At 55.8% G+C, this 19,399-nt stretch carries 2 protein-coding genes; both read right to left on the reverse strand.

What is annotated here, in order from left to right; genetic code table 11:
- Window positions 1–48: 48 nt before the first annotated feature.
- Window positions 49–18,441: an FG-GAP-like repeat-containing protein gene (locus NB063_RS14955; protein ID WP_322975226.1), complete on the reverse strand. Its 18,393-nt coding sequence runs from the start codon at window positions 18,439–18,441 to the stop codon at window positions 49–51.
- A gap of 512 nt (window positions 18,442–18,953) precedes the next feature.
- Window positions 18,954–19,253 carry a hypothetical protein gene (locus tag NB063_RS14960; RefSeq protein WP_250929541.1) on the reverse strand — a complete coding sequence of 100 codons (300 nt, stop codon included), beginning with the start codon at window positions 19,251–19,253 and terminating at the stop codon, window positions 18,954–18,956.
- Between the last annotated feature and the right edge of the window lie 146 nt (window positions 19,254–19,399).

Here is a 19,399-nt window from a genome sequence, read left to right on the forward strand (position 1 = left end):
CTACCACATGCCGGTTCACCTGTAGCTGGATACCAATTGTTGGGCTTTCTACGGCTTCAGTTTGTCATTGAGGCTGCCGAACAGGTGGTCGTCTCCTTGCTCGCCCTTCAAGTCATCTTTATCGCCATCGGACAGTAGGGTGCCGACGGCCGCCATCGCCGAGGGTAAATCACCCGCATTCCAAAATGTCAGTGCGGTATCAAGAGCCGAGAGGTCATTTTCGTTGGCAGCCATGTCAGCGAACATCAAGTCATCCCCTTTGCCGCCTTTCATTTTATCCTTGCCATCGCCGCCGATCATCAGATCATTGCCGTTTCCTCCCTTCATGTCATCGTTGCCCGCACCACCGACGAGGATGTCATCGCCACCACCGTCGGATCCGCCATCGGAGCCACCATCAAGTTTGTCGTCTCCGGCACCGCCAAATAGGACATCGTTACCGCGTCCGCCCTTGAGGTCATCCTTCCCGTCGCCGCCATCGAGCAGGTCATTGCCTCCTCCGCCGGTCAGGTCGTCCTTGCCTTCACCCCCATAGATCTCCGCGTCTATCATAACATCTTTATGGATCTTAGCTTTGTCGTCGTCGCCACAAAGATGAATGACAATTTGGTCAACATCCGTGACGTTGAAGTAGTCGGTACCACCATCACTTCCGCCGTCAGACCCGCCATCACTGCCACCGCCCTTGTCGAGCTTGGCTTTGACTTTCAGCTGATCGGCTCCACCGTCGGAGCCTCCGTCACTTCCGCCATCGGACCCACCGTCGCTGCCCAGTTTGATGTCGATGTCATCACGGCCATCGGTACCGATCACATACAGCACGCCATCGACGAGTCCGACCCCTTGCGAGATGGCAGTGGTCGTCCATGTATCGGTGCCACCGTTGCTGTCTGCGACGGTTACCGAGATGACGAAAATTCCACCGGTGGCATAGTCATGACTCGCATCAAAAACATCAGCTATTTGATCGACAGACGCTAGGATTTCTGGACCGGAATCATCACCCCAATCCACGATCACGGTATGGGTATCGTTAAGATCGAAGTCGGAGAACGATCCATCGATCCAAACCATGCCGTCTGCCGAGCTATCACACACCTCGTCATGGCTCGAGTTCAGGCTCGTCACGGTGGGATCATCATTGGTGCCGGTGATGGTCACCGTGATCAATCGATCGACCGTACCGCTGTTGCCGTCATCCAGTGTGATGTTGAACGTTTCCACCTTGGTTTCACCGGCCTGCAGGTATTCGACATCTGCCGCCGCAACACTGTAGTTCCAAGTGATCACGCCACCGATGCCGGTTCCGGTTGTGTCCGCCGTCACGCTGGCGGTCAGCGAGCCCAAGGCTCCTGCCGAAGCGGTTATGGTTCCGTCGATGTTATGCACGTCGAGCAGGTCGACGTCACTGAAACCGATCGTACCCGAATCGGTCAGGTTACCGGTCGGTGTGACCAGTTCGGTAACCGCACCGGTGACATCGGCCACGTCCACGATCGGATCATCATTGGTTCCGCTGATGGTGACCGTGATCAATCGATCCACCGTACCGCCGTTGTTGTCATCCAAGGTGATGTTGAACGTCTCGACCTTGGTTTCACCGGCCTGCAGGTATTCGACATCTGCCGCCGCAACACTGTAGTTCCAAGTGATCACGCCACCGATGCCAGTACCGGTCGTGTCCGTCGTTACACTGGCGGTCAACGTTCCCAAGGCTCCGGCCGAAGCGGTGATGCTGCCGTCGATGTTATGCACATCGAGCAGGTCCACATCGCTGAAGCCAATCGTACCGGTGTCCGTCAGGTTGCCAGTGGGAGTGACCAGTTCCGTGACTGCACCGGTCACATCGGCCACATCTACCAACGGAGTATCGTTGGTGCCGGTGATCGTGATCGTGATCAATCGATCGACCGTGCCGCCGTTGCCATCATTGAGCGTGATGTTGAAGGTTTCCACTTTGGTTTCACCTGCCTGCAGATATTCCACATCCGCTGCCGCAGCGCTGTAATCCCAAGTGATGACTCCACCCGCACCGTTGCCCGTAGTGTCCATTGTCACGCTGGCAGTCAACGATCCTAAGGCACCCGCCGAAGCGGTGATCGTACCGTCAATGTTATGGACGTCGAGAAGGTCCACGTCGGTGAATCCGATCGTGCCGGAGTCCGTCAGGTTGCCAGCGGGGGTAACCAATTCGGTGACGGCACCCGTGACATCAGCTGCGTCCACGATCGGATCATCATTCGTGCCGATGATCGTGATGGTTACTGCTTCGGTTACACTGTCGTCTTCGTGTGGGAGCGTTGCGGGAGTGCCGACGCTGCTACTGTCGGTAACGGTCACGTCAAAACTCAGCGTGATCGTTTCGCTCATGCCCAGGAACTGAACGGCGATGTTGGCCACACTGTAGTCCCAACCGTCGTTGTCAGCCGTGAAACCGCTACTAACGTCCGAAATCTGGCTCGCGGTCAATGTGCCACCGCTCCAAACTGCATCGATGTTATAGGAACTGCTGATCGTGTGCGTGTCATCGCCATCGACATCGCCAAAACTCAATACGCCACTATCGACCAAGCTGGGCGTCGAGTCATCTTCGGTGACTTCGCCAGTGGCGTCCACGCTCAGAGTCGGCGTATCGTTGACTGCCACGACCGTCAACGTGGTGGTGGCGATTAGGCTATTGTCGATCCCGTCGCTGACTACGAACTCGATGGTCCGATCGGTGGGATTGGGATCCTGTGACGCATTACTGTATGTCACGGTCCGCAGCACTTGTTCGTAGTTGGCGACCGTGTCTTCGCCGGTTAGCGTTAGCACGCCGCCGGAGTAGTTGGCGGTGATATTCGTTCCGCTAACATCGACCGCCAGCACCTCGGTTGCGCTGTCCAGGTTGTTGGTCAACGTCACCAATGCCTCGGTGATCGAACCGGAATTCGCGTGATATTGACGAGCGAAGATTCCCCAGTTGGATTGATCTTGACTCGGCCACGTCACGACAAAGTTCCCACTCGCATCCATCGCGACTGCCTTTCGAAATGGCGGAGCGCTAGGCGTTGAATTGATTTCGAACTCACTTCCCTGAGGAATTCCCGTTGCATCGTAAACCTGCCCCATCACGCCAGGTCCGATGCCACTGGGCGTATTCACCACACTCCATACAATGACGAAAGTTCCGTTTGCGCTCATCGCTATGAACGGATCTTTTTGGGGAGCGATTGTCGTCGTATTGACGAGAAACTCACTACCCAATGCAATGCCCGACGAGTTGTATCGCTGGGCGTAGACACCGTGTCCGCTACCATCTTGCCCAATGCTCTCCCAAGTGACGACGAAGTTGCCCAGATCGTCCATCGCAACCGACGACGCTTGTTGGGAAGAGTTGGTATACGAGTTGACCTGGAACTCGCTACCTTGTGCAACGCCCGATGCGTTGTAGCGTTGGCCGTATATGCCGTAGCTATTGCCGTCCTGGTCGTAGCTTTCCCAGGTCACCACGAAATCACCTCCTGGGCTCATCGCGAGGGAGGGTCGAGATTGCCAGTCAGTGGTATAGGTGTTGATCTGAAACTCGCCGCCTTGGGAGTTACCCGATGCATCGTAAAGTTGACCATAAACTCCCGTGCCGCTGCTGTCTTGGGTGTTGCTTTCCCATACGATGACAAATCCCCCCGAATCATTTACTGCGACCGACGGACTCTTTTGATTGTCTGCCGTAAACGTATTGACCTGAAACTCAGCATTCTGTGGAACGCCTGCCGCGTCGAAGCGTTGAGCGAAAATACCGTCGTCGCTTCCGTCTTGGTTCACACTCACCCAGGCGACGACAAAGTCCCCAGAAGCATTCATTGCGACCGCCGGCCTGTGTTGATTACCAAGTGTGGCGGAATTGACTTGAAACTCGCTTCCCTGAGGCACACCGGCGGCATTGAAACGTTGCCCAAACACTCCCAGGCCGTCCCCGTCCTGGTCTATGCTCGTCCAAACGATCACGAAGTTACCAGCGTCGTCCGTGGCAATCGGTCGGCCAGCGGTACCAACATAAAAACTTTGTAAGTCGACAAACGTCGTGTTGACCTGAAATTCCGAACCAAACGGCGTGTACGGTGGTGGGACGTCAACATCGGACAAGGTCAAATCAGTATCTTGGATTAGGACGGCGCCACCGTCTTCGGTGAACGTCGTGGCGTAGTCGATTCCCGCATCGTCGGTACCGTTCAAGTCCAATACCGGTGCGTCGTTGCTACCGCTGATTGTTACGGTAACCGAACCTGTCGCAGTTCCCCCATCGCCATCGCTGATCGTGTAAGTGAACGTATCGGTTGTCGTTTCTGACTGTGCCAGTGACTCGAATTGTCCGTTCGGATCGTAAGTTACATTCCCTGACGTATAGCTAACCAATCCCAACGTACCAGTGACATCAATGGCCGTGACTGTCAAAGGATCGTTGATTCCCGCTGGATCAGTATCGTTGTCGAGCACATCAATGTTGATGGCCGGTCCGTCTTCATTAACACTGCCCACATCATCGACCGCAGTGGGATCGAGATTGCCAACGGACACCTGCAATGATTGCTCGACGAAATCGACCCCAACCGTCCCGCCAACGAAGTCACCCGACATGTCGTCGTCGGCCAATCGGACCGTGACGGTGTAAACGCCGTCATCAGCGTATACATGAGTGCCGCTGATAGATCCCGACCCAGCCGTTTCGCTAATTGCACCAGCATCGGCTGAACTGCCATCGCCCCAATCGATTTGTGCAGAGTGGAGATCCAGCGTTCCAACATCCGTGAAATTCACTGTGAGGTTGAAGGAATCACCTTCATCCACAACGAAGGTCGGCGGCGAATTGAGCAGGACGGAAACACTTGCTCCGTTGTAATTCGCCACGATCAAATCGGTCTGTCCGTCGTTATTCACCTCGCCAAGTGAGATGAAAATGGGTGTGTCCCCAGTGGAGTAATCGACCGCCGATAAGAATGTTCCATCGCCGTTCCCTTCAAGGACGCTGACATCATCTCCGTTTAAGTTGGTGGAAACGATATCGGGATTACCATCGTTATTTAGATCCGTTGCCGCGACGGAGCGCGAGCCAGATCCCGTCGTAAAATTCGCTGGTGATTGGAATGTTCCGTCACCGTTGCCAATCACCACGCTGGCAATACTGCTGCTGAAGTGGACAACGACGAAATCAGTTATCAGGTCGCCGTTAAAATCTTCGGCGGCGATACCGGCGGGTTGTGGACCGGCTGAGACGCTGACGGCAGGTTGGAAGGTCCCATCGCCGTTGCCCGCGACAAAGCTGACGTCCGCACCGGACCCGTGGTTTGCCACCACCAAATCCAATAGGTTGTCGCCATCGAAGTCGCCCACATCCAGCGACAGTGGATGACTGCCCACGGTATACGTCACGACTGGTTGGAACGTCCCATTCCCATTGCCCATCAAAACGCCGACGTTGCCCGAAAACTGGTTGATTAGCAGCAGATCGTCGATGCTGTCCGAATCTAAATCGGCAGCCTTCACAAAAACCGTTTGCGATCCGCCGGATGCGTACGTTACTGGAGCTTGGAATGTCCCGTCACCATTCCCCAGGAAGACTTGCAGCGAGTTTCCGCCGATGACCGCCAAATCCATTTTGGAATCGCCGTCGAAGTCCGCTGCGTCGATGCCGCGGCCATCGCCATTGAGCGCCAACAGCGTCGGTGCGGCAAAGTTGCCGTCACCGTTGCCGAGCATGATGGACAAATTGTCAGTCGATTCGTTCGCCGCAGCCAAGTCCGCGTTGCCGTCACCATCGAAATCGGCAGTGATGGCTGCCAGCGGACGCGTGCCGTCGGTCAGCGAGTCGACGGTGCTTGCAAAACTGATCGGTGCCCCAGCGTTGCTCGGTGTGATCTGAGGTAGGACATTCAACACGGTGACATCGGTCGTCGCCGTACCGCCCACGGTCGCCGGCGACGCATCGTCATCGTCGACAATGGTGACCACGACCGTACTCGCATCCCAACTAGTCGTATTACCGGGGGCCGGGCCATCATCCATGAACTGATGATCCACATGGAACTGAATCGTGGACGCGGTGACCGTACCAATCGTCAGCGTTGAACCATCGCTGCCGGTGAAGTTTTCACCTCCCGATAGCACATTGGTGGAGTCCAGGTTATAGGAAACGACACCAGGATCGTTGGGATCGTTCCAGTCGACCGTCAATGTAAACTCGTCCTGCGTTCCAGGATCATCGATCGTTCCGGTCAACGTTGCGATATCGTTTTCGCCGATAGGCGAGATCATGGATAGCGTGACTGTTGCCTGCACATTGTTGACGTTCAGTACCGTGTGATCCACATCCAGATTGGTTCCGTCACTGACTTCAACATTGACGCCACCCGAGTAAGGGCCATCAACGATCCCCAATGCAACGAGTTGCGGCCATGTCAGGCTCAATGTCGGAGCGGTTCCTGTGTTGAAGTCAAACGTATTGTCTCCGTTAACATCCCAACGATAGGTCAGTATGTCTGCGGGAACGTCGGCATCCGTCGAAGCTGATGCATCCAGCGTCAGCCCCATCCCCTCATCGATGACGTACAGCCCGCCGGCATCGGCGTTCGGGACAAGGTCATCGTTTACAATTTTTCCGATGACGGTGACGGTGCCCGCAGACAAGCGGTAGACGCGAGCATGGCCGGAATCATTTCCGTTTCCATCGGCCAGTCGTGCTCCGACGACAACTGTATTTCCATCAGCACTCATTCCGACAGCCCAGCCGGATTGATCAAAGGAGGCACCACCGTCGATATCGGCTCCCACCTGATTCCAGACGACGCCGTCAAATCGGTAAATCCGCGAGTGTCCGGCTCCGCTTGCCGCCCCGTCATTGCCGAACGCCCCGATGATGACCGTCAAACCATCGTCGCTCATAGCGACTTCGCGGCCAAACTGATCACCAACGTTCTCGCCAACGATGTCAGTACCCTGCTGATCCCAAGACACCCCGTCGAATTGGTAGATGCGAGCAGTCCCGAAGAACGCCGCGCCAGCATTGCCACCAACGACAATAGAATTACCGTCAGCACTGATGGCTACGGCCGAACCAACCTGATCACCTGCTTCGCCATCAATGTCCGTTCCTAATTGAACCCAGCTGCTTCCATCAAAACGATAGACGCGGGCGTGACCCGAACTGGTACCATTCCCATCGTTGGCTGGGGCTCCGATGACGACGGTATTGCCGTCCTGACTGATCGCAACGGCCCGACCTGCTCGGTCATCAGCGGCTTCGCCGTCGATGTCGCCGCCCTTCTGAATCCAGTTGCTCCCGTCGAACGCGTAGACACGCGCATGGCCGGAATCCGTACCGTTACCGTCATTGGTCGAGGCCCCGATGATAAGCGTATTGCCGTCGCCACTTATCGCTACTGAATAGCCCGATTCGTCAGCAGAAGCTTCGCCGTCGATGTCGCCGCCCAACTGGTTCCATTCACTGCCATCGAAACGGTATACGCGAGCGTGCCCCGAGTTGCTGCCATTACTGTCGTTTAGAATTGCCCCAATAACTACCGTGTTGCCATCGTCGCTGATTGCGACGGACCATGCCGACTGATCGTATTGCGCTTCACCTTCGATGGCAAAACCGAGCTGATTCCAAGTGTTGCCGTCGTGTCGATAAATTCGCACGTGGCCGGAGCCATCGCCTTGCGCGTCGTTGTTGACTGATCCCACCGCAACCGTATTCCCGTCGGCGCTCATTGCTACCGAGTAACCGGCTTCGTCGCCGGCAAACTCGCCGTCAATATCTCCACCCAACTGCGTCCAGCCGCCGTCATTCAACACGCCCGTCCCCAACAGACTCACGTCGCGGCCACCGGCCTGCAGATTGGTTGCCAGAAGCGTCAGTGTTTCGTCCAACTCAGCCAGATTCTCTTCCGTAACATTGACGGTGATCTGCCCTGTCAGGTCGTTTGCGAGAATCGAGAGCGTGCCGCTGGCTGCGTCGTAATCCTGACCACTCGTCGCCGAGTCGTCCTGAGTTCCATAGTCAAATGACACGTCGGTATCGACCGGGTTACTCAGCGTCACGTCAAACACCAGTTGCACTGAGTCACCCGGATCACCTTCGACCACCGTCGCATCCGTGATCGTCACTGTCGCACTGTCGTCGTTCTCGATCTTGATCACCGCCGAAGGATGAATCGGACCCGCCTCACCGCTGTCGCTGAAGTTGGCAAACGACAGATCGATCGTTTCGTCCAATTCGACGGTATTGTCGCCGAGAAATTCGATCGGCACGGTTTTGGTGGTCTCACCGATGCCGAATTCGAGCGTCACGGGGCCGGCGGAGAAGTCGTCTCCGGCAACGGCCGTGTCGCCGATCAGCACAACGTCGACTGACGTCGCGATCGCAGTCACTTCTGACCTCGTAACCGTGACGACGTAGCTTGTATTTGTGCCGTCGCCTTCAAAGTCTGAGAATGAGGCAGCCGAAAAATCGTATTTGGGCGTTCCCACACTGATAACCACATCGTTGCCGGTAGCGGCGTCGAGTCCGAGGTAGGAAATGGTGGCCACAAGGCCGGAACCAAGGAAATCGTTGCTGAGGACTGCTCCTTCAGACAAACCAGCAAACGTGCCACCAACCGGCTCAGCGCCATCGTCGTGAATGACGACATACTGCTGGCCGCCCCCCGGTATAAATCCACCCAAGGTGGACCAGTTCAACGCCACATTGTTTCCAATCGTAAGCGTACCCGTGACGTCCAACTGGTCGTGGAATCCGGCACCAACGCCAGCAGAGGCACCACCGATTTCGACATCGAATGTCGCGTCGTCCGCCAGCGTTACATTTGCGACGACGCCCAGGATTCCTGCCGAACCACCCGGCGAAACGCTGCCGGAAAACGACAATTGCGGAACGGTCACGTCGGGGTTCCCCGTGTTGATGTCACCGATTGTCGTGTCACTAATCAATTCCAGGGAAAGCGATAGCGCGGGATCCACAGGTGACGTGATCGAGATCGCTCCAGAACCGTTGACAACCCCGCTGGTTTTAGTCCCAACCTGAATGACACCTGCTCTCACACGGTCCAACTCTGCATCGGCCAGTTCCAGTGTGTCGGCAGCAACATCTGTGCCAGAACCCAGATCGATTTCCTGGCCGAGACTCCTGTTGCGAAGGACGACGGTTTGCCCCGAAGCCGAAATCGTGCCCGCAAGATCCATCCTGTCGGCTGTGACGATCTGGAATCCGCTGGAATGCATATTAGCGCCGCTGTTCAGACGGAACATCCCGCCATCCTGCCGCAGCTCCAAAATCAAGCTGTCGACATCAACGTCGTTCGCCGCCGGAGTATTTTCGACCGATAAGTCTCCATTGAACACCAGTAACTGCAACTGGCCGTCAGGGCTACCGATTCCATTCACGCCGTCGACACTGCCAACGGCAAAGCCATTCGATTCGTGCAGGAAGATGTTTCCAGTCGTCGTTTGAATGGCCACTTTACTGAAGTCATTACCTCCATTCGTCAGGGTCACCTGCCCACCAGCCTCGACAGCCAGGTTCGCCTCGGTGACGCTTCCCGACTGTGTTACTTCGGCACCTGTGATGAGGTGCAGGTTGTCGGTGTTGGCGGTATCGATCGATGCGGATACTGTGATGGCACCCGAATTTGCGGATCCGATTCGGATCGCGATCGCGGTGATTCGGTCCAGTTCGGCGTCGGAAAGCTCAAGCGTGCCGCCGGCCGTGTCAGTTGTGGATCCCAGGTCAATCGCCGTTCCCGCGGTCTGAGGAATCAACGAGACAATCCGACCGGGACCGGCGACCAGCATGCCCTGAATGTCCGCCCTGTCCGCATTGACAGTAATGTTGCCTGCCTGCGACCTGACCATGGCACCCGTATTCACGACCAGTGCATTGGACGACGAAGGCAAAATGAAGATGGCCTGATTGCTGACGTCAATGTCGTTCGCCGCCGGAGTGTCCTCAACGACGATATCGCCGGCAATCGAAAAGAGTGTCAGGTTGTTGCTGCCGCTGCCGTTGCGAATGCCATGAATACCGTTCACTGAGCCGACGTGGAAGCCACCGTAACCATGAAACCGAACTGGTCCCGACGTTGTCGCCACAGCCAGCGTGTCCACGTAATTCACACCGTTGAGATTGACCTCGCCACCGGATTCAATCGCAAGATTCGTCGTCGACACCGAACCTCCTGAATCGGTCACCGTACCATCCGTGATCAGATGCAACGTGTCGCTGTCCGCGGGACTGACGGCCGAGGTGAATACGATGTTGCCCGCTGTCGGTGAACCAATTTGCAGGACGCCCGCGGTGATACGATCAAGCTCCGCATCGGTTAAGCTTAGGTGCCCGGACGTTTCATTGCCGAGGTCAATTTCACGACCGGATGAATTATTGACGATCGCAACCAGACCCGCGACGGCATTGACCGAAGCGGAGGAATTGATCGATACGTCATCGGCGGTGATGTGAATATCTCCGGCCGACGGCAACTGAACGTTACCGCCTGCAGCGTTGATATCCGCCAATATATCAACGCTGCCGCTCGTCACGTGGACTTCGCCACCACCGCTGTTGATCGTATTGCTAAGGTGAACAGAACCGTCGTCGAGTGTTTCGATGTCGACCATGCCGCCGGACGTTGTCAATGCGGCTGCACTGTCGATCTGCCCATTCGCTGCGAGATAAGTCGAAAGATAGATGGCCCCGGTTGTTGTCGTGAGTTCGCTGGCGCTGCTGAGCAGGATCGTGTTCGCTTCAATATCAATTGTGCCGGTCGTCGCTGAAATCTGTGCGGATACATCCGCTGTGTCGTTGACACCGAAAGTAACGTCGCCACCGCCGGTGATGATTTCTCCGGACACGATCATGTCCGTAAATGAATCGAGAATCACCTCTCCGCCGCCGGTATTAACTGTCTGGAAAGTCGCTTCCTGCGCGTTGATCCGGACATCTCCACCATTGGTCCCAATCAAAGCTGTCGCGACAACGGTATCATTACCGCCCTGACCATCAATCGTCAGATCCGCAGCGAAGCCCGCGTCCAGGCCCGCCACGGTAATCACATCGTCGCCCAGGCCTGCATTAATCGTCAGTGAGTTGGCTGGGTTATTAAACGTCGTTGTTTCGCCAGCGGTGGAATCCACAGTCGTTTGGCCAAAGCCCGCGTCGCTAACAGTGATCGATTCAGACACATTGCTGTAGTTCAGTGTCACATGATTTGCAGCAATGCCGGACGTGATTGGCTCAAGCCCTGTGTAAGTGATTGTCGCATTTCCGGTCAGGTTGATACTGCCACTGCTGGAATCGACGTAGTTGAAGGTTGCATCGGCAAAGGTGCCACCGATCAGAGAAAGCGAGTCGCTGGCTGTGCCACCATCAAAAATAATCTGGCGGCTGAAGTTGCCCGTGGAAAAGTCCGTCGTCAGGGAATCGTCACCACCGAGCGTGTTGACGAAAATGTCACCGGTAAATGAGGAGAGCGGTATCTGAACGGTATTGGTGCCATTGCCTGTGGCGCCTGCAATTTGGGTCCCGATGCTGTGACTGGAATCGTGAATGACCAGATTCCCGCTGCTGACTGACAGCGTAATATCGTCGTTGCTGTCCCCGCCCAGGACGTCCTCGATGACAAGGTTATTCGCGCCGTCGATGTAGACGTCTGTGTCAGCGACCGTTACGACAAACGTATCACTGTCGATTCCCCCATCGTCGTCTTCCAGCGTAACGCTGACTGTGTATTCGCCGCCAGCTGTGTAGGTGTTGTTCAGAACAAACGTCTTGTTGACCTGATCAATCGTCAGCGGCTGAGGACCGTTGCCGTCGTCGTAGTCAACGGTCCCGGTCCAGACGTCCGTTCCGGGGTCTGTGAAGGACAATGCGCGTGTGAAGTTTCCAGCGGCCGCTGGTGGCAGTGTTTCATCGGCACCGGCCTCAAAGTCGGGAGCCACGTTGTTGACCGTCACGGAAAATGGATTATCGTCATTCTCGACGAGAAGGTTGCCGATCGTGCCGCCTGGTGTGTAGATGCTGGCGTCGGGGATCAAAGTACCAGTCGAAGGTATCGACGACGTGTAGAACACGTTTCCATTTTGGAGGTATCTAACCGTCGACCCTGTTCGCTCCACCCGAAAAACATCGCCGACGTTGTAGCTGCCAAAGCTTCCGATCGGATTTGCATTTTCGTAAACCCGCAAGTCGGCGCCGTCCCTGAGGTAGATGGCGTAGTCCAGCGACGTGTACGTCGCATGCGGATTATCATCCGACAGCCCCGCCATCCGAAAGGTGTTGGTTTCGAGAGCCGTGAACTGCACGTACCCATCGCCATACACCAACTGATCAGAAGCCGCACCAGCATTCCAGTTGCTGCCACCGTTGGCCTTGGTGATGGTTCCACCATCGATCGACACATGGACGGGATCTGACCAAACCAACTGTTCACGCGGAGTTCCGCCTACAACCGTTGCGTTCGTGAATGCGCCGCCCTGCCAAAGAGCAGTGTCCAGCATAAGAGTGCTGCTTGACGGAATATTAGACGTGTAGAAGGTTCCGCCGTTCCGCTGATATGTAACCGTCGAACCTGTTCGCTGAACTCGAAAGACATCGGCCGGCGAATACCCACCAAACCCACCGATGAAGCCGCCGTTCTCATAAACTCCCACGCCGCCGCTGTTGTTCAGGTAAATGGCGTAATCAATTGAGTTGTAGTTTGTGTCGGTATCCCCGTCTGACAGTCCAAAGACCTTACTCGTCGTCGTGTCGACAGCAGAAGCCTCTACGTAACCATCTCCCAGAATGAGGTCGTGCGAGGTCGCCCCTGCGTTGAATGCAAATCCACCTTTCGTCTTGGTGATTGTGTTGCCACTGATCCCGACGTTTTCCGGGTTATGCCAGAACAGGTCTTCTCGCAACGTCCCTCCGACGATGACGACTTCGGTAATCTTGCCGCCGGGGGTGTTTATGCTCATGTCCGCCATCAATGCACTGTTTGAGGCAATGGCTGATGTGTGGAATGGGTTGCCATTCTGAAGATAGCGGATTGTGGAACCGGTTCTCTCAACCCGCAGGACATCGCCGTTCGTGAAAGCACTGAATGGGCCACTTATGCTGCCATTCTCATAAACATGCAATTGACCGTCTGGGTGTGGCCAGATTGCGTAGTCGATTGAAGAGAAACTTTGGTCTGTGTTTCCCGCCGAAAGACCAAACATCCTGTTCGTTCCGGTCTCAACCAGAGTCGATTCGACGTACCCATCGCCAAGAATTAACTGTTTCGATACGGCATCTGCGCTCCATCCAAAGCCAACGTTCGTCTTGGTGATCGTGTTTCCATCGATCGAGACATTAACCGGATTGATCCACACGACTTCGGTTGGATCAACGAACTCACCGCCCTGAGCCTGTCCACCGTCGTCGTCGGAAAGGGTGACGCCAATCAGATATTCGTCGCTTGGCGTTCCACTCGGGTCGTCATCATCATAAGTGTGTTGAATTGAAAACGTGCGATCGCCGACGGGCAGGACGTGCGTCGTCACGTTGCCGTCGCCCCAGTTCACTTCGACCGTGTGTTCGTCGCCCGTGCCGGGGTCGACGAAGCTTCCGGTCAGAGTGACCTCACTTCCTTCGTCGACGTTGTCGTTCAGGATGGCAATGTGACCCGCTGATGCACCCGCAGTCCCAGCGTCAAAGATGTTGGCGATGTCACCTGTGCTCAGGGCCCGATTGTGAATTGCAAGTTCATCAACGGAACCATTCAGCCAGTGATTGGGCGAATACGCGTTCGAGAATGTGCCAATTCGGCCACCGTTGGACAGAATAATGGGGTCAGCCTTCGGCGAAACGGAAGCGGGAGTCACGATGTCCGCCAATTGGATCCCGTCAAAGTAGACGCGTGTCGTGCTGCCTTCTCGCACGAGTGCAGTATGATGCCAACTGCCTACGACAGACGCTCCCACCGGCACGTCGTATTCGATCGTTCCTCCGGTCGAAAACGTGACGAAATGATGGAGTGTGTCGTCGCTGTCAACAATCAGTCCGAAACTGGCGGCACTGCTGTTCCCGTCGCCTCGCATATCAATCAGGTACGAACGACCCGCAGGATTGTGGGCCTCGATATAGAACCACGTTTCTGCCGTGAAGTCTCCCAGTGATGCGGGCGAAGAAAACGCAGGGATGCTCGCGTAGCCGTCAACGCCATTAAAACTCAGACTTTGCCCGACCCTGCCGGTAGCTCCTGCAGAGGAACCTCCGATCAGCGTCGCATGGTTACTACCGACCGAGTCTGATGCGTCGCCTTCGCCCTTCCACAACGCAATTGGTTCCAGAATCGACGGATCCACGTTGTTGACCGTCAGAGCAAACTGAACATTGGTTTGCACCTGACCATCTTCAGCTGTGATCGTCACGGTCTGAGACTCATCCGGGCCATCGGTGGTGTCGTATGACCATGTCCATGATCCACTGACGGCGTTGATGGTGCCGACCGATGCAGTCACTGTCAGCGTGTCGCCGTCGGCATCGCCAAACGTGCCGGAATTCGCGGCGGTCTGGCCTTCGTCCACCTCGACGAGCGTCGCATTGGCATCCAGATGCGGTGCATCATTCACTGAGACCACCGAAACGGTCGACGTAGCGACGGCACTGGTCTGGCCGCCGGACGTAACGACGAATTCGACGATTCGATCGGACGTATTTGGGTTCTGAGCTGTGTTGTTGTAGGTGACTGTTCGCAGAACCTGTTCGTAGTTGGCTGCGGTACTGCTTCCTGTCAGCGTCAGCACTCCCGTACCGGAATCGTAGCTGCTGCTGATGCTCGTGCCGGTGGTGTTGGCGGCGAGAGTCTCGGAAGTGCCGTCCTGCAGGTTGGTCAATGTCACCGTGGCCGATTCGATCTGGCTCTCTACGGTGTAGCGTTTTGCATAGATATCCCAGCGACTGCCCCCCGGTTGATTGTATCCCTGCCACACAGCCATGAAATTGCCGGAAGGGTCCGTCGCCACGGACGGGTACAGCTGTTCGTTTGCAAACGTCGTGTTGACCAGAAATTCGCTGCCAGATTTTGCACCCGAGGAGTCGTATCGCTGTCCGTAGATGCCCCAGCCGCTGCCGTCTTGAGAGGCACTCCTCCACATAACGACAAAGTTCCCCGCCGCATCCGCCGCCACAGATGAGTCGAATTGATTATTTGCGATAACCGTGTTTACTAGCAGTTCGCCGCCAATCTTCACTCCTGCAGAATCGAACCGCTGAGCAAAGATTTCCCACGAAGTCCCACTGTGAATACTTGCCCAGGCGACGACAAAGTTCCCGGAACTGTCGTAGTCAACGGATGGGCTGTTCTGATTGGACTGAGTGCTGGTGTGGACCTGAAATTCCCCGCCAGTGGCAGCCCCAGTTGCAGTGAATTGCCGACCGTATATGCCGAAAACCGATCCGTCCTGATTGAAGCTCTGCCAAGTGATGACGAATTCACCGTTCCCCCGGGCAGCGATCGACGGCAAAGTTTGATTGGACATGTAGGTGCTGACGTGAATCTCGCCGCTGATCGCCGAACCCGCAGAATCAAAACGGCGAGCAAAAACCCCGTAGCCACTTCCATCCTGTTCATTGCTGGCCCAGGTGACGATGGAATTGCCGGCGTCGTCCATTGCCGCTGCTGAGTAAAGCTGATTGTTTGTCGTGTATGTATTGACCTGAAATTCGCTGCTGACAGGCATTCCGGACGAATCATATCTGCGTGCATACACTCCCCAAGCACTGCCATCCTGGTAAGCACTGGACCACGTGACGACAAATTCGCCCGCGTCATTCATCGCAACGCCCGGATACCATTGCGTGTTATTCGTCGTGACATTGACGAGGAACTCACCGCCGATCGCATTTCCTGCTGCGTCATATCGCCGCCCATAGATCCCCCAGCTGTCACCATCTCCGGTGGCACTCGCCCAAACAATCACCGAATTTCCGGCGGCGTCCATGGCGACATTTTCCGCTCCCGTCCAGCCCTGAGTTTCCTGATCACTGGAGGTGTTCGTGTTCACTCGAAACTCCGGACCCGCCACAGCCGCTCCGGATCCCGCCGCCGCCGAGGCTGTCAGATCCGTATCCTGAATCAACACGGGCCCGCCGTCTTCCGTAAACGTCGTCGCGAAATCAATCCCCGCTTCGTCTTCGCCGTTTAAATCGACGGTGGGTGGAGTCAGCACGTTGAGTTGGACGTCGTTACCGTCACCGCCGACGTAGGTCATGACAGCAACAAGCCCGGACCCTAGGAAATCGCTGATCACCCCTCCTTCGGGCAAGCCATCGAAGGTCCCGGAAACAGCATCGCCCCCGTCATTTTTGATGATGACTAACTCGTCTTCGACGGAAGGCGTATATGCACCAAATGTCGTTGGATTGAACAGTACATTGCTGGCAATCGTCACCGAGCCAACGACATCCAGTTGATCGTGATTGGTGCTTCCATTGCCCGGCGAGTTCCCGCCAATTTCAACATCGAAACTGGATCCCGATGCGAACGTGACATCCGACGTAGTCAGAATGCCAGGGCTTGCACCTGGATCGATCGCACTACTGCTTTCGACTAATAGTGGGCCGTCGATCGTTCCGACTCCCGACAGTGTGACCACAGCCGTTCCATCACCGATTGTTGTTTGGTTGGCTCGGAGCGTGGCGTTCACAAAGACGCTATCGGCACTGGCGATCGTCACGGTCGACAGTGGTCCACTGTTTGAAATGGAGGCCGCAGAGATGTGATTTAGCAGATCGGCTTGGGTTACAGCCGTGTTGTAGATGGCAGCTTCGTCAATCAGACCGTCGAATCGATTCCCACTCCAGCCACCAATTTCGAGATTAGACGGCGTGTCGCTGGGAACAGCGAGTGAACCGGTTCCTCGAAGTGCACCGTCCACGTACACGCTTATCGCACCGTTATCCATGACTGCAGCGACATGTTGCCAGATGCCAGTTTGTATTGCCCCGCCGCCAACATACGAATACTGAGTCCAGAATTGCAGCTGCGAATTGCTGATTTTGAACGAGTATTCAGCTCCCCCCGTCCATTTTGTGAGGATGTGCTCGTTAGAAAGTGAATCGGGTTTGATCCACGCCTCAAACGACATTGTCGAGCTTGTCAAACTCGGACTGTCAGGGACGGTGATGATCCCCGGAAATGCACCAAATCTGGCGGATGGATTGCTGTCTCCCGAAAGTGCGCTTGGCTCGCCCGCTATCACTCCGTTTGAAGCAACACCGTGGTGTCCATTTCCTGAGGAATCCGCTCCGGGAGGGTTCTCTCCCAATCGCCAATATCCAACAGGGTTGTTCGACGAAACGGCATCAACGTACGGTTCTACCAGTTCTCCGACGCGACCGTTGAATTCGACGTTGCCGGTGCCGGCGGTGATCGTGAGCGATTGTTGATTGGCCTGAGCTGCGCCGACGGTATCGTTAAAGAAGATGTCGCCGGTGCTGGTTCCGGTGTCGAGTGTGATGTTCTGCGTAAGAGTGACGGGGCCGTTGAAGGTGATATCGCCAGCGTTAGTGGTAATGTCGGCGGCGAGTGTGATCGAGGTTGCCTGGACGTCAATGCTGGTGAATTCTTGGTTGACTACGGAATTAAAGGCGACGTTGACGTCGTCGGTTCCCAATGCGTCGCCGTCGATGATCAGGTCGGTGCTGAGCGACGGATCAACAGACGCGATGATGATCGTGTCGGCTCCATCGCCGCCACGGATGGTGAGCGAGCCGGTGGGGTTGGTGAAGGTGGTTGTCTCAAAGTTTCCGCTGGGACTGCGGAGCTGCATCATGCCTGTCGTGCCAGGATCGGGATCTTCCAGAATGGCATCGGTGACTCCGGCAGGCAGTTCGAAGATCACATCGCCGAGCGTACCAACGTCTAGTAGGAAGGGTTCCAGTCCAGTCCAGGTAAAGGCAAGATCGTCGCCAGAGCCTTGCGGATCAAAGACGGTGTTGCCGTCGGTGGCATTGGTCAGGGTTTGGGTGATGCTGTCGAAGTTGCCGCCCACGATTTCGACGGCGTCGTTGCCAGCAGCGCCGCCGTGGAACGTGATGGGCACGGAAAAGATGCCGCCGCTGAAGTCAAGGACAAAGGTGTCGTCGACGCTATCCTGTCCCGTAATGATGATCTCGGTGGGTGATGCCAGCGCCTTGGACGCCAGCACATTGCTTTCATTGCCCGCTTCGACCACTTGCAGCTGACTGCCGTTCTGGATCAGCGTGACTACACCGATCGTCGGATTATCGGCGGCGTTGTATTCCAGCAGTTGCTCGGCTTGGGCCAAGTCCAGCGGCGGAGGCAAGAGGTTGGCTGCCAGCACACGTCGATCTTCGAGTTGCTCTACTAACAGCTTTCTTCGCCAAGTTCGCAATTCACGTCTGGCGGCACATTGTTGTTTTCGCACGGTATCGATCCATTGATAACCATCCGTGGTGGGGAGTGGTGAGCAAGGAACGCATAATTAGTGCAACGTTCTGGGCAGCACCAGCGGACAATCAGTCTGGAGTCTTGCGATTTCTGCTACTGGCGATTGAGCAAGAGAAACCGAGAAAGACCCAGGTGAGACAGGCCAAGTGGCAGATATGAAGAACGCCCGACTTTCAATTCGTTGGCATTGCGACACACTCTGGAAGAGATAGCCTGCCCCCTCGTTAGTATGTCGCATTCCCATCCCGATAGATCCAGATAATCCATCATTTCGGAAATTTCTCGTTGAAACGAGAATCTGGAGTCGTGTTGGATTTCGCGTGAAGCAGTAATACTGAGACAACCTCCTGACCCAGTTCTCAAGGGGGGCAGCCACGGTCGTGGCGTCATAGCCATTGCCAGGACAATGCATGCAGTCCGCGGAGGTCCTTCGGGCACTCGCTCACGCGATCCACGACGGCAAGCAGCGTCGTGGGCTTGTCGTGATCCTCAGGCATCAAATAGTTTACTGTCGACATGCGCCTTGTACTTTAACAGCACTCGCAATTCGCACCACCAAGCGGAATCCGGTTCAGCCAATTCGACTGCGTATTGCTGCTCCACCGCGTGGGCTGCGTATTTGCGGGTTTCGGAATTCAGTCCGTTCCCACGATCCACAACAATCGGTGACACGCCGTGTGAAATCGCATTGCAAAATCGGTCAAAATACCATTGGCGCGCCAGTGGTAGTTTTTCGCTGCTGTAATCGTAGCTCGCCGGATCGTCGCCCACTTGAGTATAAAAATACAAATCAGTTTCCAGCACAATGCCGTCTTGACCTGCCAATCTCCGAGCACGGTGGCTCTACCCGCAGCCCGGCAAGCCTCGCATCAGATACACAGTCTTTTTCGTACCGTTCATCTTCGTCGCTGACCTCGCATTCGATTCCAACCACG

Source organism: Aporhodopirellula aestuarii, assembly GCF_023701485.1.
GTDB classification, from domain to species: domain Bacteria; phylum Planctomycetota; class Planctomycetia; order Pirellulales; family Pirellulaceae; genus Rhodopirellula; species Rhodopirellula aestuarii.